The sequence below is a fragment of the Phycisphaeraceae bacterium genome (genome assembly GCA_019636675.1).
Taxonomy (GTDB): domain Bacteria; phylum Planctomycetota; class Phycisphaerae; order Phycisphaerales; family UBA1924; genus JAHBXC01.
In genome coordinates this window covers 1,236,875-1,261,218 of the sequence record JAHBXC010000001.1, presented here as the reverse complement: position 1 = coordinate 1,261,218, position 24,344 = coordinate 1,236,875, and the positions used below count along the sequence as shown (strand labels likewise).

The 24,344-nt window shown below is 69.7% G+C and carries 21 protein-coding genes; 7 read left to right on the top strand and 14 right to left on the bottom strand.

The window, feature by feature from the left end; genetic code table 11:
* The first annotated feature begins 139 nt into the window (after positions 1-139).
* Together KF684_05435 and KF684_05430 are read left to right on the top strand one after the other, a co-directional pair.
* Positions 140-1,069: a prepilin-type N-terminal cleavage/methylation domain-containing protein gene (locus tag KF684_05435; protein ID MBX3352356.1), complete on the top strand. Its 930-nt coding sequence runs from the start codon at positions 140-142 to the stop codon at positions 1,067-1,069.
* Between the two features lie 81 nt (positions 1,070-1,150).
* Positions 1,151-2,692 (top strand): tyrosine--tRNA ligase, encoded by a 1,542-nt coding sequence (locus KF684_05430; protein ID MBX3352355.1) that lies wholly within the window; start codon positions 1,151-1,153, stop codon positions 2,690-2,692.
* 182 nt (positions 2,693-2,874) lie between these two features.
* Here the strand turns inward: KF684_05430 and KF684_05425 are convergent, their stop codons facing one another.
* Both KF684_05425 and KF684_05420 read right to left on the bottom strand, forming a co-directional pair.
* Positions 2,875-3,210 (bottom strand): DUF971 domain-containing protein, encoded by a 336-nt coding sequence (locus KF684_05425; GenBank protein MBX3352354.1) that lies wholly within the window; start codon positions 3,208-3,210, stop codon positions 2,875-2,877.
* The gene (locus tag KF684_05420) at positions 3,207-4,733 is read right to left on the bottom strand and encodes an ABC transporter substrate-binding protein (GenBank protein ID MBX3352353.1); all 1,527 of its coding nucleotides are present in this window, start codon (positions 4,731-4,733) and stop codon (positions 3,207-3,209) included. The genes KF684_05425 and KF684_05420 overlap by 4 nt, the downstream gene beginning before the upstream one ends.
* Before the next feature lie 100 nt (positions 4,734-4,833).
* Between KF684_05420 and KF684_05415 the strand changes: the two genes are divergently transcribed.
* Positions 4,834-6,741, top strand: a complete 1,908-nt coding sequence (locus KF684_05415) for a calcium/sodium antiporter (protein MBX3352352.1) — start codon at positions 4,834-4,836, stop codon at positions 6,739-6,741.
* Positions 6,742-6,744: 3 nt separating this feature from the next.
* On the opposite strand, the gene trpA is transcribed toward KF684_05415, so the two are convergent.
* Genes trpA through KF684_05380 form a run of 7 tightly spaced genes read right to left on the bottom strand, consistent with a single transcriptional unit; the run spans position 6,745 to position 13,296 of the window.
* Positions 6,745-7,524, bottom strand: coding sequence for a tryptophan synthase subunit alpha (trpA, locus tag KF684_05410; protein MBX3352351.1), 780 nt, complete (start codon positions 7,522-7,524; stop codon positions 6,745-6,747).
* On the bottom strand, positions 7,521-8,789 hold the full coding sequence (gene trpB / locus KF684_05405; GenBank protein MBX3352350.1) for a tryptophan synthase subunit beta: 1,269 nt from the start codon (positions 8,787-8,789) through the stop codon (positions 7,521-7,523). The genes trpA and trpB overlap by 4 nt, the downstream gene beginning before the upstream one ends.
* A gap of 2 nt (positions 8,790-8,791) precedes the next feature.
* Positions 8,792-9,421 carry a phosphoribosylanthranilate isomerase gene (locus tag KF684_05400; protein ID MBX3352349.1) on the bottom strand — a complete coding sequence of 210 codons (630 nt, stop codon included), beginning with the start codon at positions 9,419-9,421 and terminating at the stop codon, positions 8,792-8,794.
* A complete protein-coding gene (locus tag KF684_05395; protein MBX3352348.1) occupies positions 9,418-10,287 on the bottom strand; it encodes an indole-3-glycerol-phosphate synthase in 870 nt (289 codons plus the stop codon). The genes KF684_05400 and KF684_05395 overlap by 4 nt, the downstream gene beginning before the upstream one ends.
* Positions 10,284-11,321: an anthranilate phosphoribosyltransferase gene (gene trpD / locus KF684_05390; protein MBX3352347.1), complete on the bottom strand. Its 1,038-nt coding sequence runs from the start codon at positions 11,319-11,321 to the stop codon at positions 10,284-10,286. Before trpD ends, KF684_05395 begins: the two co-directional genes overlap by 4 nt.
* Positions 11,315-11,887 carry an aminodeoxychorismate/anthranilate synthase component II gene (locus KF684_05385; protein MBX3352346.1) on the bottom strand — a complete coding sequence of 191 codons (573 nt, stop codon included), beginning with the start codon at positions 11,885-11,887 and terminating at the stop codon, positions 11,315-11,317. Before KF684_05385 ends, trpD begins: the two co-directional genes overlap by 7 nt.
* Entirely contained in the window at positions 11,887-13,296 is a 1,410-nt protein-coding gene (locus tag KF684_05380; protein MBX3352345.1) for an anthranilate synthase component I family protein, read from the bottom strand. Before KF684_05380 ends, KF684_05385 begins: the two co-directional genes overlap by 1 nt.
* Before the next feature lie 596 nt (positions 13,297-13,892).
* Between KF684_05380 and KF684_05375 the strand changes: the two genes are divergently transcribed.
* Both KF684_05375 and KF684_05370 read left to right on the top strand, forming a co-directional pair.
* Complete coding sequence (locus tag KF684_05375) at positions 13,893-14,525, top strand: hypothetical protein (protein ID MBX3352344.1); 633 nt, start codon at positions 13,893-13,895, stop codon at positions 14,523-14,525.
* A 702-nt stretch (positions 14,526-15,227) separates the two neighbouring features.
* Entirely contained in the window at positions 15,228-15,866 is a 639-nt protein-coding gene (locus KF684_05370) for a hypothetical protein (protein MBX3352343.1), read from the top strand.
* Between the two features lie 166 nt (positions 15,867-16,032).
* Here the strand turns inward: KF684_05370 and KF684_05365 are convergent, their stop codons facing one another.
* The 4 genes from KF684_05365 to KF684_05350 form a co-directional block, all read right to left on the bottom strand.
* Positions 16,033-17,109, bottom strand: coding sequence for a bifunctional methionine sulfoxide reductase B/A protein (locus tag KF684_05365; protein ID MBX3352342.1), 1,077 nt, complete (start codon positions 17,107-17,109; stop codon positions 16,033-16,035).
* Positions 17,110-17,196: 87 nt separating this feature from the next.
* A complete protein-coding gene (gene arsB / locus KF684_05360; GenBank protein ID MBX3352341.1) occupies positions 17,197-18,192 on the bottom strand; it encodes an ACR3 family arsenite efflux transporter in 996 nt (331 codons plus the stop codon).
* Positions 18,193-18,293: 101 nt separating this feature from the next.
* Positions 18,294-18,770, bottom strand: coding sequence for an arsenate reductase ArsC (locus tag KF684_05355; protein ID MBX3352340.1), 477 nt, complete (start codon positions 18,768-18,770; stop codon positions 18,294-18,296).
* On the bottom strand, positions 18,665-19,117 hold the full coding sequence (locus tag KF684_05350; GenBank protein MBX3352339.1) for a winged helix-turn-helix transcriptional regulator: 453 nt from the start codon (positions 19,115-19,117) through the stop codon (positions 18,665-18,667). The genes KF684_05355 and KF684_05350 overlap by 106 nt, the downstream gene beginning before the upstream one ends.
* 127 nt (positions 19,118-19,244) lie before the next feature.
* Here KF684_05350 and KF684_05345 point away from each other — a divergent pair, with 127 nt between their 5' ends.
* Complete coding sequence (locus KF684_05345) at positions 19,245-19,952, top strand: hypothetical protein (GenBank protein ID MBX3352338.1); 708 nt, start codon at positions 19,245-19,247, stop codon at positions 19,950-19,952.
* A 106-nt stretch (positions 19,953-20,058) separates the two neighbouring features.
* The gene (locus KF684_05340; GenBank protein MBX3352337.1) at positions 20,059-21,714 is read left to right on the top strand and encodes a SpoIIE family protein phosphatase; all 1,656 of its coding nucleotides are present in this window, start codon (positions 20,059-20,061) and stop codon (positions 21,712-21,714) included.
* Here KF684_05340 and KF684_05335 read toward each other — a convergent pair.
* On the bottom strand, positions 21,706-24,288 hold the full coding sequence (locus KF684_05335) for a serine/threonine protein kinase (protein MBX3352336.1): 2,583 nt from the start codon (positions 24,286-24,288) through the stop codon (positions 21,706-21,708). The genes KF684_05340 and KF684_05335 overlap by 9 nt on opposite strands.
* Positions 24,289-24,344 lie beyond the last annotated feature (56 nt).

The following is a 24,344-nucleotide window of genomic DNA, read 5'->3' as shown; positions in this document are numbered from 1 at the left end:
CATTCGCGTCTGGCAGGACGAATGCTTCGCCGAAGGATACCGTTGAGAATCAGTCTCAACAAGCCGCGGGACGGCCCCGACGCCGATTTCCCGAACCCTCGTCTGGAACACGACGATGCGCACAGGAACGATGACCCCCATGCACGCCGCACGACGCCGCCGGCACACCCGCGGCACAACCCGCGCCCGAGACGCCTTCACTCTCCTCGAGCTGCTCGTCGTCGTCGGCATCATCGCGCTGCTCATCGGCATCCTCATCCCCACCCTCAGCGCCACGCGTGAGAGCGCCAAGCTCGCCGCCGAAGCCGCCGACGGGCGCCAGACCGGCGCCGCCTACATCGCCTTCGCGACCGACCACAAGAACTACCTGCTCCCGGCCAACATCAACAGCAACCGTTTCCCCGAAGCCGTCCGCGCCGCGCGGTCCGTTCTGCCCAGCGGCGCCGAGCCAGAGGGCGTCGACGCGTCTCGCTGGATCTGGCGTCTCGGACCCTACCTCGACTTCTCCTTCCCAACCCTCATCCGCGACAGCGCCATCCTCGCCGAGGTCAACAGCGCCGAGCGCCTGGGCAGCGCCGATGTCTCGCTCTACCGCGCGAGTGTCTTCACCGGCTTCGGGCTTAACAGCTACTACATCGCCGGCCGGCGCGAGTTCTACGAGCAGCCCGCGAACCGACCCAACCCCTACATCGCCACCTTCGGGCCCGAGTTCTTCGTCGCCCGGCTCGACCGCGCACCGCGCCCCGCGTCGCTCATGGCCTTCACCAGCGCCGCGAGCAACATCCAGACCGAGGGCTTCCGCGACGGATACTTCTACGTCGAGCCGCCCTACACCGCGCAGGCACAGCAGTCCTGGAGCGCCTTCCAGTTCCGCACGCCCACCCGCGCAGGCGTCAGCGCCCAGACCGGCTGGTTCGGCGCCTTCCCCGTCGCCAAGAAGCAGGCCGTCACCGTCTACCTCGACGGCCACGCCGAGAACCTCACCTGGGACGACATGACCGACATGCGCCGATGGGCGCCCCTCGCCTACGACCGCGACTGGCGACTCCCCGGCCCCGGCGGCAACTGAGACACGGGGTGGCGTGGTCTGCCCGCAGGGCGTGCCACGGCGTGCACGCGTTGCGGCGCGCCCGACCCTATCCTCAACCCCATGCCGCACCCGAGCGAGACAACCGGCTTCCCCGACCTGCTCAGCGAGCTCCGCTGGCGAGGCCTGCTCCACCAGGCCACCGATGAGAACGCGCTGAAAGAGCACTTCGCCACCGGCGGGCGCAAGGTCTACGCCGGCTTCGATCCAACCGCCGACTCGCTCACCATCGGCAACCTTGTCCCCATCACCGTCCTGCGCCACGTGCAGCGCCACGGGCACACGCCCATCGTCCTCATGGGCGGCGCCACGGGACGCATCGGCGATCCCTCCGGCAAATCCGCCGAACGCACCCTGATGACCGACGCGCAGGTCGACGCCAACATCGCCAGCCAGCGCGAGATCTTCACGCGAATCCTCGGCGACACCGTGACCATCGTGAACAACCTCGACTGGTGGAAGGACAAGTCCTTCCTCTGGGTCCTGCGCGAGGTCGGCAAGCACTTCAGCGTCAATGTCATGATGCAGAAGGACTCCGTGAAGTCACGCCTCGAATCGCGCGAGCAGGGCATCTCGTTCACCGAGTTCTCCTACCAGATCCTCCAGAGCTACGACTTCCTCCACCTCGCGCGCGAGATGGGCGTCACCGTCCAGTGCGGCGGGAGTGACCAGTGGGGGAACATCATTGGCGGTAGCGACCTGATTCGCAAAGTCGGGAACGAGAGAGCGAACGAGGCTGACAATATTATCGCGGCAATCGAACGGGTGCTCGTTGGCCTGAAGATGTCGGGTACTGCGAGACAATTTCACTTCAGCATGAATGAGACACGGCTCAAGTGCCAAGAGCTTGGACTTGATTGGGTATCCCTGAGTGACCCCGCTCAGTCTCATCATGAGACTGAGCGGTGGCTGATTAGTCAGAAGTTAGAATTGTCTATCGAAGCCCATCGGGACTCGTCGCTTTCTGAAAACGCCTTCGCCTTCACCGCCCCCCTTGTCACCAAGTCCGACGGCGGGAAGTTCGGCAAGTCCGAGGCCGGCGCGGTCTGGCTGAGCGCCCACCGCACCTCGCCCTACGCGTTCCACCAGTTCTGGCTCAACACCGCCGACGCCGATGTCGAGCGCTTCCTCAAGATGTTCACCTTCCTGCCGAAGGCCGACATCGAGCGCCTCGTCGCTGCGCACGGCGCGGCGCCCGAGAAACGCGTCGCGCAGCGCGCGCTGGCCGATTCCGTGACCGGACTCGTCCACGGCAAAGACGCCGTCGCCCGCGCGAACGCCGCCGCCGAGGCGCTGTTCTCCGGCGAGGTGGCCCACCTCGACGCCGCCACGCTGCGCGAGGTCTTCGCCGCGGCGCCCAGCAGCGACCACGCCTTCTCGATCCTCGAAGCCGACGGCTGGTCGATCCTCGACGCCCTCGCCGAGACCGGCCTCGCCTCGAGCAAGTCCCAGGCGCGCGAGTTCGTCAAAGGCGGCGGCGTGACAGTCAACGGCGAGACGAAGGCCGCGATGGACACCCGCCTCACCCGCGACCACCTGCTGCACGGAGAAGTGATCCTCCTCCGCCGCGGCAAAAAGAACTGGCACGTCTGCAAGTTCGCGTGAGCGAGTAAACCTGGGGTGGCGTGGTGCACGCGCAGCGGGCGCCACGGATGGTCATGTTTCCTCAATCCCCGGTTTTCCTCAATCCCCGGTGCCACTACACGAGCGCAGCGAGTGTAGTGCGAGCTGGCGCCAGTTCACATCACACTCGCTGCGCTCGTGTGATGGCACCAAGGTTCCGTGCCTCATGCCTCGTGCCCTCCCGGATCGATGCTCCGCAGATACCCCCACGAATAGATCCCCGTCTTGTGCCCGTCGCTGAAGACGATCCGGATCGCGTAGTTGCCCACGAGCTCCGCCGACACGGCGCGCAGCGGGCCCCCCGACGACGGCTTCAGCACCGTCAGCGGGTTGCTCTGGATCTGCTTGCGCGTCTCGCGCGCCTCGGCGCTGGGCGACATCCGCCGCAGATGCGCGATCGGGTAGAACGACACCGCCCCGTCCGCCCACTCGACGGTCAGCCCCTCGTCCGTCTTCAGGTCGAGACGCACAGGCGCCGGTTCGTTGCCGGCGTCGCTCATTGCGCCAGCGCCTCGCCCGCCATCGCGCGCACCTTCCGGTACTGCGCGCGGAAGAACGCGGTATAGACGATGGAGTGTTCCGCGGCCCGCGCCGCATCGCGCCAGTCGTCGCGCACGCGCCGGAAGTTCTCCTCGTTGACCAGCAGGCGCGTCCCGTCGCGCAGCTCGTGCATCGGCATTGCGAAGAACTCGTCTTCCATCGCCGCGATCACAGACTCGGGCGCCCCGGCGGCGCGCACGCGCGCGATCGCGTCCCACGCCGCACGCTGCTCGTGGTGGATGTCGATCGACGACGACGCCATGAGCGGCGCGATCATGCTGCGCCAGCCCTTCACGGGAGTCTTCGTCACGACCGTGAACGGGGAGAGCTCCCTGTCGACGAATCGCTCGCGATACGTGTCGTAGAAATCAGGGCGCGCAGGCATCCGGCGCAGTTCGTGCTCGACCGGGCCCAGACCGTCGGGCGACTCTCCCGCGCGACGGCGCGAGGGGAACTGCCACAGCGCCTGGCCCTCGTCGGTCAGCACGAACTCGATGAACCGGCGCGCGAGCACCGGGCTCGGCCCGCCGCGGATGATCGAGATCGGGTCCGAGTCGATGTAGGTCATGCCCGGCGGGTCGATGAACCCCACGCGGCTCGATTCCAGCGGCGCACCCGGGGGAAGCACCGCCTGGCTCTGGTAGCGACCGTAGAAGCCGATCGACAGCCCCGCCGCCGCCTCGCCCATGCTGACCTCGATCGGCGCCTTCTGCGACGAGTCGCCGAAGGTGCGCGCGTTGGCGCACATCGCGCGCAGCACGCGCCAGCCCTTCTCCCACCCGTAGTGCGAGAGGATCGCGTCGTAGGTCGTCGTCACGCTCCCGCTCTGACGCGGGTCGGTCATCGCCAGCCACCCGGCGTAGCGATGGTCGGTGAGGGCCTCCCAGTCGGTCGGATCGGGAAGGTCCATCATGCGCAGCAGGTCGCGGCTGAAGACGATGCCGAAACTCGTGAGCGCCGAGCCGATCCAGTACTGCTCGGGGTCCGAGATCGGGCCCGGCCCGATGATGTTGTCCCCGAACCACTCGACCATCTGCTCGTCGCTGAACCCCGCGGGCTCGCTGATCGGGAGCGTCGCGCGCGCGCCTCCCGGGAACACGACCTCCACGCCCCGACGCAGCAGGTCGTGCTCGTACGACCCGCCGCCGAAGAGCAGGTCGTAGGACATCGCGCCGCGATCCGCCGAGCCGTCCGGACGGACGCGCCCGGTCCGGGCCGCGGCCCGGAACTCGGCGCGCAGCAGGTTCTGGATCTCCGCCGTCCCCCCCGGCGCGCGGAAGTCGACATACACCGCCTCCCCGTGCTCGCGCTGGTGCCACAGCGCGAACGCTCGCCCGAACTCCGACCGTATCTGCTCGGAATGGGGGGTGATCACGATCAGGCGCGAGGCGTTCTGGGGCTCGACGACCCGCTCCGGGCGCAGGGCCAGAGGCACACCGATGAGCAGCGCGAACACCGTCAGCAACGCGATCCGGGCGAACATGACCGGAGTGTAGTTCGCGAGACCGCCCCGTCGCCCTTCGCGATACCATGCCCCGGACCCACTTCGCACAACGCTCACACTCCCGGATCGGACCTCTCCCTTGCTCCTCGACCTGCTCCTGCTCGTCGTCTCGCTGGTGCTCCTCACGCTGGGGGCCGAAGCGCTCGTCCGCGGCGCCGTCGTCCTCGCCCTGCGCATGGGCGTGTCCTCGTTCTTCGTCGGGCTCACGATCGTCGGGTTCGGGACCTCCGCCCCCGAGCTGGCCGCCGGCATCGGCGCCGCCCTCAAGAACAAACCCGATATCAACATCGGCAACGTGGTCGGCTCCAACATCCTCAACATCGCCCTCATCCTCGGCGTGGCCTCGCTGATCCGCCCCACGCCGGTGCAGACCAAACTCGTCAAGGCCGAGGCCTGGGTCGTCATCGGGCTGTCGCTGCTGGCGTGGGTGTTCGCCTACACCGGCAGCATCGTCTCCCGGTGGGAGGGCGTCGTGTTTCTCTCGCTGCTCGCGATCCACCTGGTCCGCGGCTACATCTACGGCAGGCGCGACCCCAACACCTTCGAAGAGGTCGCGAGCTCGCTGCCCGACGCGCACGTCGCCGACCGCCCCGCCCCCGATGCGCCGCCCGCGAAACGCCTCCGCCAGAGCACGCTCTTCAACATCGGGCTCGTCGTCGTGGGCCTGCTCATCCTCACCGGCTCCTCCAAGCTGCTGATCGACTCGGCGTCGAGCATCGCACGCTCGCTGGGCGTGTCAGAGCTCGCCATCGCGCTCACCATCATCGCGGGAGGGACCTCCATGCCCGAACTCGCGACCTCCGTCGTCGCCGCGATCCGTAAACAGTCCGACATCGCGATCGGAAACATCCTCGGATCGAATATCTTCAACATCGCGTGCATCCTGGGCGTCACCTCGCTCATCCGCCCCCCGGCGGTGAACGAGCAGGTGCTCTGGCTCGACGCCCCGCTCATGATCCTCCTCGCGATCGCGCTGCTGCCGATCATGCTGACCGGCGCGCGCATCTCGCGGGCCGAGGGCGCCGCGCTCCTCGTCGTGCTCGTTGGCTACATCGTCGTGCTCTTCACGCTCGCGCCCAAGTGGTTCGGCGAGCCGGCGCCCGACCCGACGCCGGCGATGTCGCCGGTCGCCTTCGTGACGCACGAGCCGGAGACGGTCGCCGGGGCCCTCGAACGCGCCGGATTCGGCGCAGTGCGAGAGCTCGCGCCCGGGGTGCTCGTCGCGAGGTCCCCCTACGACGCGCACTCGCTCGACCTGCTGGAGGAAGCGGGCGTCCGATCCGTGCTCAGCGTCGAGGCGTGGGCGCCCGACGAGGGCGAGGCCGAGCGCCGCGCGATCCTCGTCGCCCATGTCCCGCTGCGCTACTCGGGAGTCGACGAGCCGACACGCCTGCGCGTCGCCCGCGCTGTCAGAGACCTGCCGCGCCCGCTGCTGGTCACCTGCGAGACCGGGCGCGACCGCGCCGCGGCGGCGGTCGCTCTCGCCTTCATCACCCTCGGCGAACGATCCACGAACGACGCGGTCACCATGATGCTCCAGGCCCGGGCGGCGCCCTCCAACCGCGCGCTCTTCGCGAGCGTCCGCGACGCCAGGCCTGCGACCGCCGCGGACCTCACCAACCCGGCGATGCTCCTCGCCGACGCATCGCCCAACGACACCGCCAACGCCATGTCGCGGATCGATCGCGCGTGGCGCTCGCTCGTCCCGGCGCGAGGTCGCGACTGGGAACGCGCCGACCACGACGACCCACGAGACGCCGCCGATCGCATCGCCAGCGAGCTCGGCGCGCTCGCCGCGGCGACAAAGCCAGACATCGACGACGAGGCCTACCGCCACGAACTCCGCGACGCGGCGCTCTTTGCATCGCTCCTGCGCGACGCGCTCGACGCGAACAACGCGCCCGCCGCCAGCGCGCAGTACGGGCGACTCGCCGCCGCCTGCACCCGCTGCCACGGGGTGTACCGCGATGTCCTGCCGGTCCGGTGAGCGCTACGCCCGCAGCGAGCGCAGGAACGCGCCGGGGTCTTCGCCCCGCGTGATCGCCTCAATCAGCGCCGAGCCGACGACCGCGCCGTCGCACACGCCGCGCAGCGCGTCGACCTGCGCCTTCGAGCGGATGCCGAAGCCCGCGCACACCGGCGCGTCGGAGGCGCCACGGAGCGTGCGGAGGTACGCGACGGGATCGCCCGCCGCGTTCTTCCCCCCGGTCCCGCCCGTCACGCCCGTGACGGTGACGGCGTAGAGGAACCCACCCGTCGTGCTCGCGAGATCGCGCGCGCGATCCGGCGGCGTGACCGGCGTGACCATGTTCACCAGCGCGACGCCCTTGGCGTCCAGGGCCGCGCGCACGCTCGCGCTCTCCTCGAAGGGCAGATCGGGCACGATCAGCCCCGCGACGCCCGCCTCGTTCGCGGCGAGCGCGAAGCGATCGATCCCGAAACGCACGAACGGGTTCAGGTACCCCATCAGCACGACCGGCGCGCCGAGGTCGCCCTTCATGGCGCGAAGTTCGTCAAGAATCCACGCGAGCGATGTCCCCTGCTCGAGCGCGACGCGGCTGGCGTCCTGGATCGTCATGCCGTCGGCCATCGGATCGGAGAAGGGCACGCCCACCTCGACGACATCCGCCTCCGACGCGACCTCGCGCAGCAGATCACGGAACCGGGCCTTCGTGGGGTGACCGGCGCACAGATAGGCGACGAGGGCGATGCCCTGCGCGTCACGGGCTCGCGCAATCGACTCAGCGATGGATGCTGCGCCGGTGCTCATTGCGCATCTCCCTTCGAGCGATCTCGCGGCGGGTTCTTCAGCAGGATCGGCATGTCCTTGTCGCCGCGCCCGCACAGATTCACGAGCAGACGCGATCCGGGGCGCTCCTGCGCGAGTTTCTTCACGCCCGCCAGCGCGTGGCTCGGCTCCATCGCGGGCAGGATGCCCTCGAGGCGGCAGCAGTCGTCGAGCGCGTCCAGCGCCTCGCGGTCCGTCGCGCTGATGTACCCGACGCGCCCGCACCAGCGCAGGAACGCGTGCTCGGGGCCGACGCCCGGATAATCGAGCCCGGCGCTGATCGAGTGGCTCTTGCTCACCTGCCCGTCGTCGTCCTGCAGCAGCAGCGAGTAGCACCCGTGCAGCACGCCCGGCGAACCCGTCGCGATCGTCGCGCTGTTCTCTCCGGGGGTCGGCCCGCGCCCGCCCGCCTCGACGCCCACGATGCGCACCGATTCATCGGCCAGGAACCCGTGGAACATGCCGATCGCGTTGCTCCCGCCGCCCACGCACGCGAGCACCGCGTCGGGCAGCGCGCCCGCTTCCTTCAGTATCTGCTCGCGCGACTCGCGCCCGATCACGCTCTGCAGCGTCCGCACGATCCACGGGAACGGGTGCGGCCCAACCGCCGACCCGAGCAGGTAATGCGTGCGATCCGGGTCGCTCACCCAGTCGCGCAGCGCCTCGTCGATCGCGGCGCGCAGCGTGCGATCGCCGCTCTCCACGGGACGCACCTCGGCGCCCAGCCGCTTCATGCGCATGACATTGGGCGCCTGGCGCTCCACATCGACGGCGCCCATGTACACGATGCAGGGCAGGCCGACGCGCGCGCACGCCGCCGCCGACGCGACGCCGTGCTGGCCGGCGCCCGTCTCCGCGATGATCCGCGTTGCGCCGATGCGCTTGGCCAGCAGCGCCTGCCCCAGCGCGTTGTTGATCTTGTGCGCGCCGGTGTGCGCCAGGTCCTCGCGCTTCAGCCACACCTCGGCGCCCCACTCGCGGCTCAGGTTCGGCGCGAAGCACATCGGCGTGGGACGACCGATCCACGCGCGCCCCTCGCGCGCGATCTCGTCGAGGAACGCCGGTTCGGTGAACGCCGCCTTCGCCGCGGATTCCAGGCGCGTGATCGCCGGCATCAGCGTTTCCGGCACGAAACGACCCCCGAATGGCCCGTAGCGCCCGTTCGCGTCGGGGTACGAGCCGTCGAGCAGGCGCGCGAGTTCGGCGCGCGCATCGGTGGGGGGGCTGAGTTCTCGCGCAAGCGTCATCGTCATGGCAGGGCTCGCTCCGTCTCGCGCACCGCGAGGAGGAAGTCGTGGATGAGTCGTGTGTCTTTCTGGCCGGGAGAACGCTCGACGCCGCTGGAGACATCGACGCCGAACGGTTTCACGCGACGGATGACCTCGCCCACATTCGTCGGCGACAGCCCCCCCGCGAGCACGATCCGGGATCGCGACTGCTCCGGCAGCGATTCGATCGCGTCGAGCGCGATGCGCTCGCCCACCCCCGAGCGTGCGCCTTCGACCAATGCCGTGCGGCACTCGTCCAGCGTCGCCCGCAGACGCTTCTCGAACGCCTCCCCCTCGCGCACCACCGGCAGGCGCATCGCGACCGGCACGCACTCGGCCCCCTCGCCGAAGTCCTCGGCGTCCGTCTGCACCAGATCCAGCGGCAGCGCTTCCAGCGCGTCGATCACCTCGTCCTCGCTCGGATGCCGCAGCACACCTACGCGAGCGACGAACGCCGGCACGCGCGACAGCAGTTCCGCGGCCCGATCGAGCGTCACTCGACGGGGCGACTCCGCAAGCACGACGCCAATCGCGTCGGCCCCGGCGCGAACCGCGGCGTCCACCGCTTCGGGCGTGGTGAGGCCGCAGACTTTCACTCGGATCCGGTTCATGGTTCCTCTCCCGGCGTCTCGCGCCACAGCGCGCCCGGCTGGTCTCTTCGAGCGAGTGAGGCGTTGCTCCCAGCGTCCAGCATCGCGCGTGCGAGGGACGCCGGATCGTTCGCGCGCATCAACGCGGTGCCTACCAGCGCGAGGTCGTACCCCATCGCCGCCGCCCTCGCGGCGTCGTCGGGCGTGCGCAGCCCGGATTCGGCCACGCGCCTGCGATCCCGGGGCAGCGCGTGCACCAGCGTCGCCAGCCGGTCCTCGCGCACCTCCAGCGTCGAAAGATCACGCGTGTTGATCCCGGTCATCACCTCGGGCGTCGTCGGTCGACCATCGAGCGCCAGGCACGCCCGCTCGCAGTCGCGCTCGTCGAAGCACTCCAGCAGCACGAACAGCCCGAGCGCCGCCGCTTCGTCCAGCATCCGCTCGAGCAGCGCGTCGTCGAGCATCCGCGCGATCAGCAGCGCGCCCGACGCGCCGTGCACGCGCGCTTCGAGGAGTTGGATCGGGTCGACGAGGAAGTCTTTGCGCATCGTGGGCGTGTGCGCCGTGTCGCTGGCAGCGGCCAGGTGACCGAGGTCGCCCCCGAACGCGCTCGGCTCGGTCAGCACGCTGATCGCCGACGCCCCGACGCGCGAGTACGCGCGCGCCTGCGCCGCGACATGGGCCGCGTCGTCGGTCGCGTGCGACAGGCGCCCCTCGCTGGGCGACGCGAGTTTGATCTCGGCGATCAGGCCGAACGGGGTTCTTTCGACTGAGCGCGCTGGAGGCAGGTCGCGCACGAGATCCAGCAGTTCTGCGCGAGGGCGCCCCATGTCGGCCCGCTCGCGCGACGACACGCCCATCTCGGCGAGGAAATCACGAACGCTCACGCCGCGTCTCCTTTCGCGTCGCGACCGACGCCGGCGAGGGTATCCAGCAGGCGGGCCGCGCGCCCGTCGTCGAGCGACGAGCGAGCGATATCGATGCCTTCGCGGAGACTGTTCGCCACGCCGCTCGCCTCGAGCGCGAGGGCGCACGAGAGGCAGACCGCGTCGCGGTGCGCGGACTTCTCGCCGTGGAAGACCCGTCGAAGCGCATCGGCGTTGTGCGAGGAGTCGCCGCCTTTCAGATCGGCTTCGGCGCATCGCGACAGCCCGACCGTGGAAGGATCGCGAGCCTCGTGCCTCACGCGTCCGGGGCGGACATCGAAGAGATGGAACTCACCGACGGGGGTGGGCTCGTCCCAGGCGGGGGCCCCGTGGACGACGAAGACGCGCTCGATCGGCAGCCCGCTGATCGCGTCGGCCATGAGGCGCGCCGCGTCGAGCGAGAACGCGCCGATGACGCCGAAGGGGGGCTGCGCCGGGTTGGTGAGGGGCCCGAGCATGTTGAACACGGTGCGCACGCCCAGCGCTCGGCGCACCGGCGCGACGCGCGCCGCCGCGGGGTGATAGGCCGGCGCGAAGAGGAAGCAGAAGTTCGTGCGCGTCAGGCACTCGCCCTGCGAGCCGTCGCGCAGCGGCACGGGCAGGCCGAGTTGTTCGAGCAGGTCGGCGGCGCCGCTCTTCGACGAGATCGACCGATTCCCGTGCTTCACGACCGGCAGCCCGCACGCCGCCGCGAGCAGGGCCGCGCCGGTGCTGACGTTGAAGGTGTGCGAGCCGTCGCCCCCGGTGCCGACCAGGTCGCACGCGCGCGAGCGCAGGTCTTCGGGCAGCGCGGGGCGCACCGCGAGGTCGCGCATCGCGCGGGCGAACCCTCGGACTTCCTCGGGCGTCTCGCCCTTCGCGCGCAGAGCCGCCAGCAGCGCGCCGGCGATCGCGGGCTCGATGTCCTCGGTCGCGAGCGCGCGCAGCAGGTCCGACGCCTGCGCTTCCGACAGACTCTCCCTTCGCAGCAGTTGGTCGAGGGTCGCGCTCAGCATCGCAGGAAGTTCTCCAGCATCGTCTTCCCAAGCGGCGTCAGCACGCTCTCGGGGTGGAACTGCACGCCCTCGATCGGCAAGTCGACGTGGCGAACGCCCATCAGTTCGCCGTCGTCGCTGCGCGAGGACGCGAGGAGGCACGCCGGCAGTTCCGCCTCAAACGCGGCCAGCGAGTGGTACCGTCCGACCTCGACGCGATCGGGCATGCCTTGATACACACCCTTCGCGTCGTGGGTGATCATCGACGGCTTGCCGTGCATGAGACGCGACGCGTGGCGGACCGGGGCGCCGTAGACCTCGCAGATCGCCTGGTGCCCGAGGCACACGCCAAGGATCGGCGCGCGCCCCGCGAAGGCCTCGATGACCCCCATGCTGATCCCCGCGTCGCGGGGGTGGCCGGGCCCGGGCGAGACGACGACATGCGTCGGCGACTTCTCAAGCGCCTGCGCGACGGTGATCTCGTCGTTACGAACGGTCGTCACCGCGGCGCCGAGTTCGCGCAGCAACTGCACCAGGTTGAAGGTGAACGAGTCGTAGTTGTCGATCATCAGCACGCGCGGCGGCATCACAGGCCCTCCTCCGCCAGGCGCAGCGCCGCTTCGAGGGCGCCGACCTTCGCGCGGACCTCGTCGTGCTCCGCGTCGGGTTTCGAGTCGGCCACGATCCCGGCGCCCGCCTGATAGGCGTATCTGCCGTCGTCGAAGACGAGCGTGCGGATGCAGATGGCCTGGTCCATGTCGCCGGACTTGGAGAAATAGCCCACCGTGCCGCCGTAGAGACCTCTCCGCACCGGCTCGAGCGCGTCGATGATCTCCATCGCGCGGACCTTGGGGGCTCCGACGAGCGTGCCGGCCGGGAACGCGGCGGCGAAGAGGTCGAACATGTCGAAGCCCTCGTCGAGTTCGCCGCTGACGCCAGAGACGATGTGCATCACATGGCTGTAGCGCTCGATCACGCGGTACGGGTCGACCCTGATCGTGCCCGGCTTCGCGACGCGCCCCAGGTCGTTGCGGGCCAGGTCCACGAGCATCACATGCTCGGCGGCCTCTTTCGGATCGGCGAGGAGTTCGCGCTCGTGCGTCAGGTCGCTCGCGTCGTCGTCGCCCCGTGGGCGCGTGCCGGCGATGGGGCGGAGGTGCGCGACGCCGCGCTGGAGTTTGACGAGCGCTTCGGGGGACGAGCCGACGACGCGCAGTGCGCGATCGGGCGCTGCGCCGGGCAGGTCGAGGTAGTACATGTAGGACGAGGGGTTGAGCAGGCGCAGCGCGCGGTAGACCTCGAACGGGTCGGAACGGTGCTCGCCCTCGAAGCGGACGGAGAGGACGAGTTGGAAGACATCGCCGTCGACGATGTGCCGTTGGATCGTCTCGACGCGCCGGAGGAACTCGTCGCGCGAAAGGGAAGGCGTGGGCGGCGCGTGTCCCGAGCGCGTGGGGGAGGCGGGGTGGGCGCCTCGCAGGGCGTGGATGATCTCGCGCCGCAGCGACTGGCGCTCCCAGTCCGGTCCGGCGTGCAGGAGCGCGACGCGCCGGGTGAAGTGGTCGAACACGAGCACGGAGCGCGGCGCGACATACGACGCCCACAGCGCCGACGGATCAGACTGCGCGTGCGAAGGCAGGCGCTCGAAGCGGCGCACGGCGTCGTAGCCGGTCGCGCCGACGAGCCCGCCGGTGAAGGGAAGCCCTCCCGCGTCGGGCTCGAGCGTCGGAGAACGCTCGAGCGCGTGGCGCAGCGCGTCGAGCAGTTCGGCGCGTGAGGAGGGGGAGGGACGCGCCTCGCCGTTGATGGTCAGCGCGTTCTCGGACATCGTGAGCGTGACGGCGCGCCCGAGCCCGAGGAACGAATACCGCGCCAGGCGCGCGCCGCCCTCGACGCTCTCGAGGAGGAAGGAGGGCTCGAACCCGGCGTGCGCGAGTTTGCGGTACGCGGAGACGGGCGTGTCCAGGTCGGCGGCGATGTCGAAGGGGGGCTTCATCGTGGTCTGCGTTCGTCGCGGCGTGAGTGCAGGGATCGCCGGGATGCAGACCGCCGCGAGGGCCTACTCCCGAACATCGTCGGAAGAGGCCCTGATCGTGAGATCAGTTGATCGAAGGGGACGCCCTCGGCCGCTTCCTTACGGAGCGGGCCGCCACCAACCGCGAGTGTGGGGGGACGCGAGCATCGCACGATTGTGCCCGCGCGTTCGAGGAGGTCAAGCCCATGGGCGGCCGAAGCGCAAAGGACTCGAGGGCGCCGAATGGGTCACCCCGCATGGTGGGATGAAACGGGGCAAAGTACGCGGAAAGGGGGGGTCCCATAGCGTTCGTTTTCGCTAAAGATCGCAGAAACATGAGCTTACGACTTGAGTTTCCGCGAGCGGGTGCAACCCTGTCAGTACCCCGGGCGAATACCGGGGCGAGTCGCGGCGGTGTCCGAGCACGGGGCGTCGTCGCGTCAGACCTTTCGGCAAGCAGAGGCATGCCGTTCATGTGTTGCCACACCCGCGAAGGCGGTCGCGTTGTCGCGTCGTCCTGCGTCGGGGTTGTCTGTTTCGTTTCCCCAATTGTCTGAGTTTCTTTAGGAGAGAAGCACATGTCGAAGAACATCATCATCGCGGCGTCCGCCGTCGTCGCCCTCAGCGGCTCCGCCCTGGCGGCCGAGATGGGTCGCACGATGGACACGATGTCCGCCGCCAACCTCGGCGCGCGCGGCATCACCAACACGATCATCAACGTCAACGTTGACGGCGTCGAGAGCATCGACGGGATCAGCTCCCCCAGCAACACCGTCCTCCTCGTCGACCTGGCCGCCGCGCTCGGCCTCTCCGCCGGCTCGCAGGTCACCATGACCTCCATCGGCTGGGACGTCACCATCAGCACGGTCGGCGACAGCTGGCTCAGCGAGGCCCGCCTGTACTTCGACGACGCCGTCGCTCCCGACCAGTCCGGGCTCTTCCTGACCCCCGGCATCGGCCAGAACGCGCCCGGCAGCATGTCCTTCTCGTCGGGCGGTCAGATCGACCTCTCCGACAACATGATCCCCAACATCGTGCTCCCCAACGGCATCCTGCGCATCGAGTTCTACGAGTCGTTCAACGACGTCCCGGGCGTGGCCGACGCGATCTGGGGCGGCGCGCTGTTCGTGGGCGTGACCGAGGTCCCGACCCCCGGCGCCGCCGCGCTCCTGGGCGTCGCTGGTCTGGCCGGCATGCGCCGTCGCCGCTGAATCTGATCTGACGCGTTTCTTCCTTCCTCTCGGGATCGCGCCTCAACGATCCCGAAACCTCGGAGCCGCGCCTCAACGGCTCTGATCCAATCCCTTCCTGTTCGTTCTCGGACAGACCGCGGGCGCCTCGTGACAGCGAGGCGCCCGCTCTTCATTCGGGGGAGACCCGCGCGCTGGCGCACGGCGTCACGGGTTCGCGTCCACCACGCTCGGGCGCCCGCGCGGGCCGGTTCGAAGCGCCCTTCGCGCCGAGCCCTGCCCTGGAAGACGCCAACGCCGATCGGATCGTCAAATTCGCTGGCCCCGAATCTGGTAATGCCCAATTTAGGGGGTCGTTTACCCGAAAACCGCGTTTCCGCGTCGTCAGAGCGGTTCGGTGGCGCCGGAGGCCCGCAATGCCAGGTCCGAGAACCTCCCGCTCGGCGGGATCGGGGCTAAGCGCCCCAGCGATGGGGACATGGGGTTCCGTACTTCGAGAAAAACATCTTGCACTAGATCCGTTTCCGGGTACAGTTTGCAATGCCTGAACCGGTTCTGCCGGCCAGGCGCCAATCGGCTGAGGGAGAAACGCGTCAAAGTCCCCGCAGCCAGTTGGTCAGGTGCGCAAGCGCGATGTTCGCGCGGGCGCACTGTGTTTGTGTCTGTGGCGCACATGTGTGTTGTGCGCCGGTTGAGTTCGAACTCTTTAGGAGAGAAGACACCATGACCAAGTTCGCTCTGTGCGCTGCGGGCCTCGCGATGATCGCCGGCTCCGCCCTCGCCAACCCCCACCTCTCGGCCACCGCTGATGGCACCCCCGCCGGGTTCACCGGCGTCCGCGGCGCGACCAACACCATCATCAACGTCGACATCTCCGGCGTTGAGAGCCGCTTCGCCCTCAGCAACCCCGGCAACGTCGTCCTCAACGTCGACCTCGCCGCCGCCCTCGGCCTCGCGTCCGGCAGCACGGTCACCATGACCTCCATCGGCTGGAACGTGAACCTCACCACCTTCGGTGGCTCGTGGCTCTCTGAGGCCCGCATCTACTTCGACGACAACGTCGCCCCGGACCTCTCCGGTCTGTTCCTCACCCCCGGCGTCGGCAACGGCTTCGGCGGCACCAATGTCAACTTCGCGTCGGCCGGTCAGATCGACCTCTCCGACAACGCGATCCCCAACATCGTTCTCCCCAACGGCATCCTCCGCCTCGAGTTCTACGAGTCGTTCGTTGACGACACCCTCGCGGCCGACGCCATCTGGGAGAGCGGCTTCCTGTCCATCGGCGTTGCCGAGATTCCCGCCCCCGGCGCTGCTGCCCTCCTGGGCGTCGCCGGCCTCGCCGGGATGCGTCGCCGCCGCTAAGTAAGGCGTTCCCCGCACCGCTTCCAGAACTTCGCAACGGCCCCTGACTGTCACAGGGGCCGTTGTCTTTTTTGCACCACACCGCGCCCATGATCCATGCCAACGACAACGCCGACGGACGCATCGCCCGGCGGCGTGGGGGTGTCGATCGGATGTCTCGCGCCGATCAGTGCTCGGGCAGCGCGCAGGACCCGCCATTCTTCAGGTGGTAGTCCTGGTGGTAGTCCTCCGCCTCCCAGAAGGTCCCGCCGCCGAGATCCACCTGTGTCACGATGCGCCGGTTCTTGAAGCGGTCCGTCGCCTGCTGGGCCGCGATGAACCGCTTGGCCGCCTCGAGCTGCTTCTCATCCGCCGCGAAGATCGCCGAGCGGTACTGCGTCCCGACGTCCGGACCCTGACGGTTGAGCTGCGTCGGGTCGTGGAGTCGGAAGAACCAGCCGAGCAGCTCGTCGTAGCTGATCTTCGACGGGTCGAAGACCACCATCACCGTCTCCGCGTGCCCGGTGTCCGTGTAGCACACCTGCTTGTACGTCGGGTTGTCGACGTGCCCGCCCATGTAGCCGCTGACGGCGTCGATCACGCCCGGCAGCTGCTGGAAGCGGTCCTCGACCCCCCAGAAGCACCCGCCGGCGAAGTAGGCCCGCTCGACGCGGACCGGCATCGCCATCTCGGGCATGGGCTCGCCCTTTTCGTAAAAGGTCAGCGAGGCCGAGTTCAGGCAGTAGCGCAGCCCGGTGGGGCGGGGCCCGTCGTCGAAGACATGACCCAGGTGCCCGTCGCAGCGCGCACACAGGATCTCGACGCGGGTCATCCCGTGCGAGCGGTCCTCGACGTAACTCACGTGGTCGCGGTCGTAGGGCTGGAAGAACGAAGGCCACCCGGTGCCGCTGCTGAACTTCGAGTCCGACGAGAACAGAGGGAGCGAGCACAGCTTGCAGGTGTACACGCCCTCCTTCTTGTTATCGAGCAGGTTGCCGCAGAAGGGGGGCTCTGTGCCCTTCTTCAGAAGCACCCGCGCTTCCTCATCGGTCAGCGTCAGCGCCAGCTCCGCGACGCGGGCCTTCGAGAGTGGGGTGATGTCGTGGCCGCTCTTCGAGTAATGAATCGCGGAACGCCTTTCGTCGGTGCGCATGGTGTGGCCGCCTCCCGCGACGGCGTCGTTCATGGGTGATCGCCAGCCGCTCGCGAGGAGCGCGACGATCGGGATGGCCGCGAAACACGCGGCCGTAATGGTCTTGCGCATGAAGTGTCTCCGGGCCGGCTCTCGCGGCCTCATGATCTGGAACGCGCGCGACGCCCAAGGATATTCCCCGCCCGGGCCCGGGGGGATTCACCCGCCCTGACTCTCACGCCGCCCGTACAGGCGTCTGCCCAGCCACAGCGACACATGCACCAGCCCGATCAGGACCGGGACCTCCACCAGCGGGCCCACCACCGTCGCGAACGCCACACCCGACGCGATCCCGAACACCGAGATCGCCACCGCGATCGCCAGCTCGAAGTTATTCCCGGACGCCGTGAACGCCAGCGACGCCGCCCGCTCGTAGTCCGCGCCCACGCGCTTGGCCATCAGGAAGCTCACCAGGAACATCACCAGGAAATAGATCGTCAGCGGCAGCGCGATCCGCAGCAGGTCCAGGGGCAGCGCCACGATCGTGTCGCCCTTCAGACTGAACATCACCACGATCGTGAACAGCAGCGCGATCAGCGTGACCGGGGCGATCCGGGGGATGAAGACCCCCGAGTACCACGCCTCCCCCTTCAGCGGGCGCAGCACGAACCGCGTCGCCATCCCGGCGAAGAACGGGACGCCGAGGTAGATCATCACGCTCCCGAAGATCTCGCCGATGCTCACGTCGACGATCGCGCCCTCGAGCCCGAGCAGGGGGGGCAGGAAGGTGATGAACACCCACGCGTACACCCCGAAGAACAGCACCTGGAAGATGCTGTTGAACGCCACGAGCCCGGCCGCGTAATCGCTGCTCCCTCGCGCCAGGTCGTTCCACACCAGCACCATCGCGATGCAGCGCGCCAGCCCGACCATGATCACGCCGATCATGTACTCCGGGCGATCGCTCAGGAACAACACCGCCAGCGCGAACATCAGCGTCGGGCCGACGACCCAGTTCTGCACCAGCGACAGCGCGAGGATCTTCCAATCCTTGAAGACCTCGGGCAGCTTCTCGTAGCGCACCTTCGCCAGCGGCGGGTACATCATCAGAATCAGCCCGATCGCGATCGGGATGTTCGTCGTCCCCACCGTCACCGAGTCCAGCGCGCCGGCGACGCCCGGCACGAGCCGGCCGATCGCCACGCCCAGCGCCATCGCGAGGAAGATCCACGCCGTCAGGTACCGGTCGAGGAACCCCAGGCGCCCCTTCGGTCGAGGGGCGCAGGGCTCGCACGACGCATCGCTCGCGTCGGGCGTCACGCGCCGGCCCCCGAGGGCGCCGGGATCCCGTGCTCGCGCAGCACGCGAGGCAGCGACTCCACGAACGCCCGGATCTCGTCGCGCACGCGCCGGTAATGGACCATCGCCTCCGCTTCGTCGCGTGCGCCCAGCGCGAGCTTCGGGGGGTCGTCGAACCCGCGATGGATCACCCGGGCTCGCCCCGGGAACACCGGGCAGTTCTCGTCCGCGTGCCCGCACACCGTCACGACCAGGTCGAGCGTCGACGGGTCCACCTCCGACACGGTCTTGCTCGTGTGCGACGAGATGTCGACGCCCGCCTCGCGCATCGCCCGGACCGCGAGCGGGTTCAGACCGTGCGGGTCCGTCCCGGCGCTGCACGCGTCGATCACGCCCGCGTGGAGCGAGCGCGCGAACCCCTCGGCGATCTGGCTGCGGCACGAGTTGCCCGTGCAGAGAAACAACACCCGGGGTCTTCCCGCTGCATCCGGCATAAATCCTCCGCGTCGATCGCGCAGATGGCCTTCAGTTTCTGAGAGTCGTCGCGAAAGACCCCCTCGCGGTCCGCCGCCGACGCGACCAGACGCAGCGCGTCGCTCGTCGCGTCAGAGCGCTCGGCGCGCGAAGGCCAGCGATAGTGCATCCACCGCCCGTCCTTGCGGCTGAGAAGCAGCCCCGCGTCGCGCAGGATCTGAAGGTGCTTCGACACCGTTGAGGGCGCCAGCTCCACCAGCGCCGTGAGCTGGCACACGCACACCTCGCCTTCGCGGCACGCGACCAGCAGCCGCACGCGCGTGTCGTCGGAGAGCGCTTTCCCGATGCTGGAGAGGGTCGTGGTCATCGCGGATTCATTTCGTCATCGGACGAAGTATACGGCCGGGCCGGTGCGCGTCAACCCCGTGATCGCTACCATGCGTCGAAGCGCCCGGCTCCGTGGGCGCGCACAGACACCCGTGAGGAGACAGCCAATGACCGTCACCATCCAGCGCGCCAAGGCGCTCTGCACCGCCAGCGAACTCGAACTCGTCCACTGGAGCACGCGCAAACGCGTCGAAGACCTCTCCGAAGCGAGACTCCTCCAGAAGATCTCCCGCGCGCGCAAGCTGCGCAACAAGTTCCGCGACCTCGGCGACCGCCAGCGCCGCGAGGCGCGCGGCAAGGGCAAGCCCCAGGGGCGCACGCCCGCCAAGGGCAACGACGCAACCCGCGTGAAGCAGCAACTCTTCCAGGAGACCCTCGCCCGCTTCGAGGACGCGCTCGCCGCACGCCGGGCCGCCGACGCCAAGGCCGCCGCCAAGGTCTCGAAGAAGACCTCCAAGAAGAAGACCTCCAAGAAGAAAGCTTCGAAGAAGAAGACCGCCAAGAAGACGACGAAAAAGGCCGGCGCTCCGAAGCCCGTCTCGAAGAAAACCAGCAAGAAGAAGATCACCAAGAAGCAGCTCGCCAAGAAGGCGTCTCGCGCCATGAGCAGCGTGCACGCCGCAAGCGCGACGCCCGTCCCGGCCGCCAGCGTCGGGGCCGTCGCTTCCCGCCAGACCTCCTGGAAGGCGGTCTCCGACAGATCCGTGGGCAAGCGCAAGTCGGTCCGATTCCAGAAGGCCGGACAGCCCAAGATTCAGGGCCATGTGTCCAGCCGCACCCGGAAGAATCAGGCGAAGCGCGACGCGCGCGGCTGAGCGAGACCGCTCTCGTCAGGCCATAACCCCGACCCCCTGCACCCAACGCCGCGCATGTCGCGGCGTTGTCCTGCGCGTCGGCCATTCTTGCGATACGCTTCGGGCCGTGAAGCCAGAGCACGAGCACACCCCGCCCCTCACGCTCCGCGTCGCGCAGACCTTCGCGCCCGAGGTGCGCCCCGACTCCGAGTTCCGCGTCGACGCCGACAGCGCCACGCTGGGGCGCAGTCTCGACGCCGAGGTCTGCCTCCCCGACGCCGCCGTCTCGCGGAGCCACGCGCGCTTCACGCGCCGCGCCGGGCACTGGTTCGTCACCGACCTCGCGTCGCGCACCGGCACGCTGCTCAACGGGGCGCCCCTCCAGCCGGGCCTCTCGATGCCGATCCACGCCTCGGACATGCTCACCTTCGGCGCGACCGCCCTGCGCGTCGAGCTCCCCAGACCCCATCGACCCGGCCTCGACGACGATCTGGACGCGCCCACCACGGTCGAGACCGTCGCCGATCTTGGCGGCGCGATCACCCGCGCGCGCACCGGGTCCGTCTCGCTCGCGGCTCGCCTCCTCGAGCTCCTCATCGCCGCGTCGCGCGAGCTGCAGTCCGACGACGACGCGCACGACGTCCACGCCACGCTCCTGCGATCAGCGCTGAGCGCCACGCGTTGCCGCCACGCGTTCCTCCTGAGGACCGATGACGCCGTCGAGCGCGTCGAGGCCGTCGCCGTCCCGCCGGGCGTCGAAGCGTCCTCCATCCGCCCAAGCCGCACGCTGCTCCGGCGCGCCATCGACGAGCGCGGGCCGGTCCTGCTCTCGAGCCAGCGCACCGCCGAGCTGTCGCGCACGCTCGCCGAGCACGGCGCCGTCGGCGCGCTCTGCACGCCCGTCGGGCCCGGGGCGAGCGGGTGGACCCTCCTGTACCTCGAGAGCCACGAGAGCGACCCGCCCCTGCGCGAAGAGGCCGCCGAGGTCTGCGTCGCGCTCGCGTCCCTCGCCGCCGGCGCGCTCGAGCGCGTGCGCCAGCGCGAGCTGGCCGCGCGCCGAGAACAGATGGAGCGCGACCTCCTCGCCGCCCGCGAGGTGCAGAACCTCATCTTCCCCCCGCGCAAGGCGAGCATCCCGCCGATCCGCTACGCGTCGTCGATCCGCCCCGGCGCGTTCCTCGCGGGAGACCTCTTCGACGCGTTCCCGCTCCCCGACGGGCGCGCCGCGGTGTTCCTGGGCGATGTCACCGGCGAGGGCGTCGACGCCGCCGTCATCATGGCCAGCGCCGAAGCGGCGCTCCACGCGACGCTCCTCGAGACCCTCGACCCCACGCGCGCCGTCGAACGCGTCAACGCCTACCTCGCCGAGCGTTCGCCGCTCGACCGCTTCGTCTCGCTGTGGCTCGGGATCTTCGACGCGCGCGACCGATCCGTCGTCTATGTCGACGCCGGGCACGGGCACTGGATCATCAAGGACGGCGCCGACGAGCGCCGTCCCGGCGCAACGGGCATACCCCTCGGCATCGACGGCGCGACGCACTACCCGGCGCAGCGCGTCACCCTCGCCCCGGGAGCCCGGATCGTCCTCTACAGCGACGGCATGACCGAGCAGCGTTCACGCGACGGGGAGATGTTCGGCCCTGCGCGCCTTGCGCAGTCCCTTCACCCCTCGCCGGGCGTCGACGACGATGTCCGCCTCGCCTGCGACGCGCTCGAGCTGTTCGCCGAGACAGCCAGCTGGGACGACGACGCGTCGATCGCGTCCATCACCTGGTCAGCCTGACCGCCCGTCGCGCGCCCGCTCGGCTTCCGCCAGACGCTCGCGCGCCGTCACCGATCGCGCGTGGTCAGGGCCGAAGCCCGCCTCGAGCGCCGGGATGCACGCTTCGAGCAGCGCGACCGCCTCGTCGGCGCGCCCGGCGCGCGTCAGGTTCATCGCGCGGTTGCTGGTGAACACCGCCACGAAGGGGTGCTGCGCCCCGGCGAGCGCCGTCGTCCGCGAGATCAGTTCCACGAAGATCGCGTCGGCCTGGCCGTGCTCCCCCTTGTCGCTCAGCAGCATCGCGAGGTTGTTCATCGGCGCCAGCGTGTCCGCCGCCAGAACGCCAGACATCGCCTCGACCGCCGCGAGCGACCGCCGGTACAGGCGCTCCGCTTCGTCCAGCTCGCCGCGCTGCTCGACCAGATACGCCAGAATGTTGATCGCCGTCGCGGTGCGCAGGTGCGCGTCGCCGAACCGGGCGCCGAACGCGTCGAGCGCCGCGCGCACCAGGGGCTCCGCCTCCTCGGCGCGCCCGGAGGTCGCGAGCAGATTCCCCAGGTTCATCGCGACGTTCGCCGTCTCGGGGTGCGACTCGCCCAGCACGCGACGGCGCCCCTCGAGCGTCTCACGGAGTAAGCGCTCCGCCCTCTCGTTCTCGCCCAGGCGCACGAGCGTCGTCGCGAGATTGTTCTTCGCGTACAGGGTCTGCGGGTGCTCAGGCCCGAGCGTCCGCGATCGCCGCTCGAGCACGACCGCGAGCTGCTCCGCCGAGCCGCGGAAATCGCCCCGATCGATCAGGGCTGTCGCGTAGTTGTGACGCAGCGTCATCGCGATGTTGTCCTCGACGCCCAGCGCCCGCTCCGCGCGCTCGGCGATGTCGAGGAACATCGTCATGCCCTCGTCCACGCTCCCGCTCGAGTACACGGCCCGCGCGATCTCGGCCTCCGCCTGGATCGTGTCCGGGTGATCCGCCCCGAGGCGCAGCTGCAGCTCGGCGTGCGACTCTCGGGCCAGCGCGAGGGCCGACTCAACATCCCCCCGCTGCGTCGCGACAAGGCCGAGATACCGCACCGAATCGTTCCGCGCTTTCCACGCGTCCGGCCCGACGCGCGACAGCAGCTCCGCCGCTCGCGTGAGCTGCGCGTCCGCCTCGTCGTACATCCCCAGCCCGTAGTAGCTCCGCCCGATCGCGCCGCGCAGCGATCCCTCGACGCCCGGGCGCTCGGTCGCGCCGGTGTTTGACGCGATGACCGACTCCGCCTGCGCGAGCACGTCGCGCACGGTCAGGTCGCGCCCCAGCGAGCGCTCCGGATCGGCCGAGGTCAGCATGTCCACGAGCAGCCGGTTCACGGCGCTCGCCGACTCCTCCGCCGCGACCGCCTTATCGCGCTCGCGCGTCGCGATGACCGCCTGACGCCCGGCCAGCGCCGCGCCGCCCACGATCGAGAGCGCGACCAGCAGCGTCGCCGCCGCAGCCCCCGTGTGCCGCTGCGCGAACCTCGTCGCGTGATACACCGCGCTGGGAGGGCGCGCGCTGATCGGCTCCTTGCGCAGATACCGCTCGATGTCCGACGCGAGCTGCTCGGCCGACTGGTACCGTCTCGACGGCTCCCTCGCCGTGGCGGTGCGAACGATCACGCGCACGTCGCGCGGGAGGGCGGCCAGCGCGCCGCGGTCCGCGCTGACGTCCCGCTCGCTCGCGCGCCGGAGCGCCTCGGCCAGCGTCGAGGTGTGCAGCGGCTCGGGGCCGCGCCCGGTCAGCGTCTCCAGCATGATCAGTCCGAGCGCGAACACGTCGCTGCGCGTGTCCGCCTCGCGCGCGTCGCCCGACGCCTGCTCCGGGCTCATGTACGCGAGCGTGCCGATGAGACTGCCCGCCTCGGTGAACTGCGCGCCCTGGCCGTCGTCGCTCTCCTCGATCGCGCGGGCCACGCCGAAGTCCAGCACCTTCACGCGCCCTTCGGGCGTGACCAGCACGTTGCTCGGCTTCAGATCGCGATGGATCACGCCGCGCGTGTGCGCGTGGTGCGCCGCGTGCGCCAGCTCGGCGAGCATCGTGAGCCGATCGCTGAGCCCCGGGCGAGCCAGCTCGACGTACCGCGTGATCGGCACGCCCTCGACGAACTCCATCGCGATGTACGGCTGCGCCGGGGCGCCGGGCGCCAGCGACATCGAACCAGCGTCGATCGCGCGCGCGATCGCGCGGTGCTGCAGCCGGCCGAGCATCTTCGCCTCACGCTCGAAGCGGCGCATCGCCTGCCGGCTCACGAGCCCGGGACGGAGGAACTTGAGCGCGACGCGCTGCCCCGTCGACGCCTGCTCCGCCAGATACACCAGCCCCATCCCGCCCTCGCCCAGCAGCGACATGAGCGTGTACCTCGCGTCTCCCGATTGGTCACGCACCGCGCTCTCGGCCGGCGCGCTCTCGGCCCCGCCCGAGCGTTCGATCGTCTCCCCGGCGTCGGCGCGCAGCAGCGCCTCGACCTCGTGACGAAGCGCATCGTCGCCCTCGCACGCGCGCGCGACCTCGCGAGCGCGATCCGCGCCTTGCAGCCGCGCGACGCGGCGGGCGATATCCAGCGAACGACGACTCATCGGGCCTCCACCAAGAGCATGCCGCGCATCTTTGGCGAGAAAAGCCCGCCAGGGCC

Coding starts and splice junctions, on each gene's coding strand:
- KF684_05435 (MBX3352356.1), top strand. CDS start 140: ATGCACGCCGCACGACGCCGCCGGCACACCCGCGGCACAACCCGCGCC.
- KF684_05430 (MBX3352355.1), top strand. CDS start 1,151: ATGCCGCACCCGAGCGAGACAACCGGCTTCCCCGACCTGCTCAGCGAG.
- KF684_05425 (MBX3352354.1), bottom strand. CDS start 3,210: ATGAGCGACGCCGGCAACGAACCGGCGCCTGTGCGTCTCGACCTGAAG.
- KF684_05420 (MBX3352353.1), bottom strand. CDS start 4,733: ATGTTCGCCCGGATCGCGTTGCTGACGGTGTTCGCGCTGCTCATCGGT.
- trpA (MBX3352351.1), bottom strand. CDS start 7,524: ATGAGCACCGGCGCAGCATCCATCGCTGAGTCGATTGCGCGAGCCCGT.
- trpB (MBX3352350.1), bottom strand. CDS start 8,789: ATGACGCTTGCGCGAGAACTCAGCCCCCCCACCGATGCGCGCGCCGAA.
- KF684_05400 (MBX3352349.1), bottom strand. CDS start 9,421: ATGAACCGGATCCGAGTGAAAGTCTGCGGCCTCACCACGCCCGAAGCG.
- trpD (MBX3352347.1), bottom strand. CDS start 11,321: ATGCTGAGCGCGACCCTCGACCAACTGCTGCGAAGGGAGAGTCTGTCG.
- KF684_05385 (MBX3352346.1), bottom strand. CDS start 11,887: ATGCCGCCGCGCGTGCTGATGATCGACAACTACGACTCGTTCACCTTC.
- KF684_05380 (MBX3352345.1), bottom strand. CDS start 13,296: ATGAAGCCCCCCTTCGACATCGCCGCCGACCTGGACACGCCCGTCTCC.
- KF684_05375 (MBX3352344.1), top strand. CDS start 13,893: ATGTCGAAGAACATCATCATCGCGGCGTCCGCCGTCGTCGCCCTCAGC.
- KF684_05370 (MBX3352343.1), top strand. CDS start 15,228: ATGACCAAGTTCGCTCTGTGCGCTGCGGGCCTCGCGATGATCGCCGGC.
- KF684_05365 (MBX3352342.1), bottom strand. CDS start 17,109: ATGCGCAAGACCATTACGGCCGCGTGTTTCGCGGCCATCCCGATCGTC.
- arsB (MBX3352341.1), bottom strand. CDS start 18,192: ATGGCGCTGGGCGTGGCGATCGGCCGGCTCGTGCCGGGCGTCGCCGGC.
- KF684_05355 (MBX3352340.1), bottom strand. CDS start 18,770: ATGCCGGATGCAGCGGGAAGACCCCGGGTGTTGTTTCTCTGCACGGGC.
- KF684_05350 (MBX3352339.1), bottom strand. CDS start 19,117: ATGACCACGACCCTCTCCAGCATCGGGAAAGCGCTCTCCGACGACACG.
- KF684_05345 (MBX3352338.1), top strand. CDS start 19,245: ATGACCGTCACCATCCAGCGCGCCAAGGCGCTCTGCACCGCCAGCGAA.
- KF684_05335 (MBX3352336.1), bottom strand. CDS start 24,288: ATGAGTCGTCGTTCGCTGGATATCGCCCGCCGCGTCGCGCGGCTGCAA.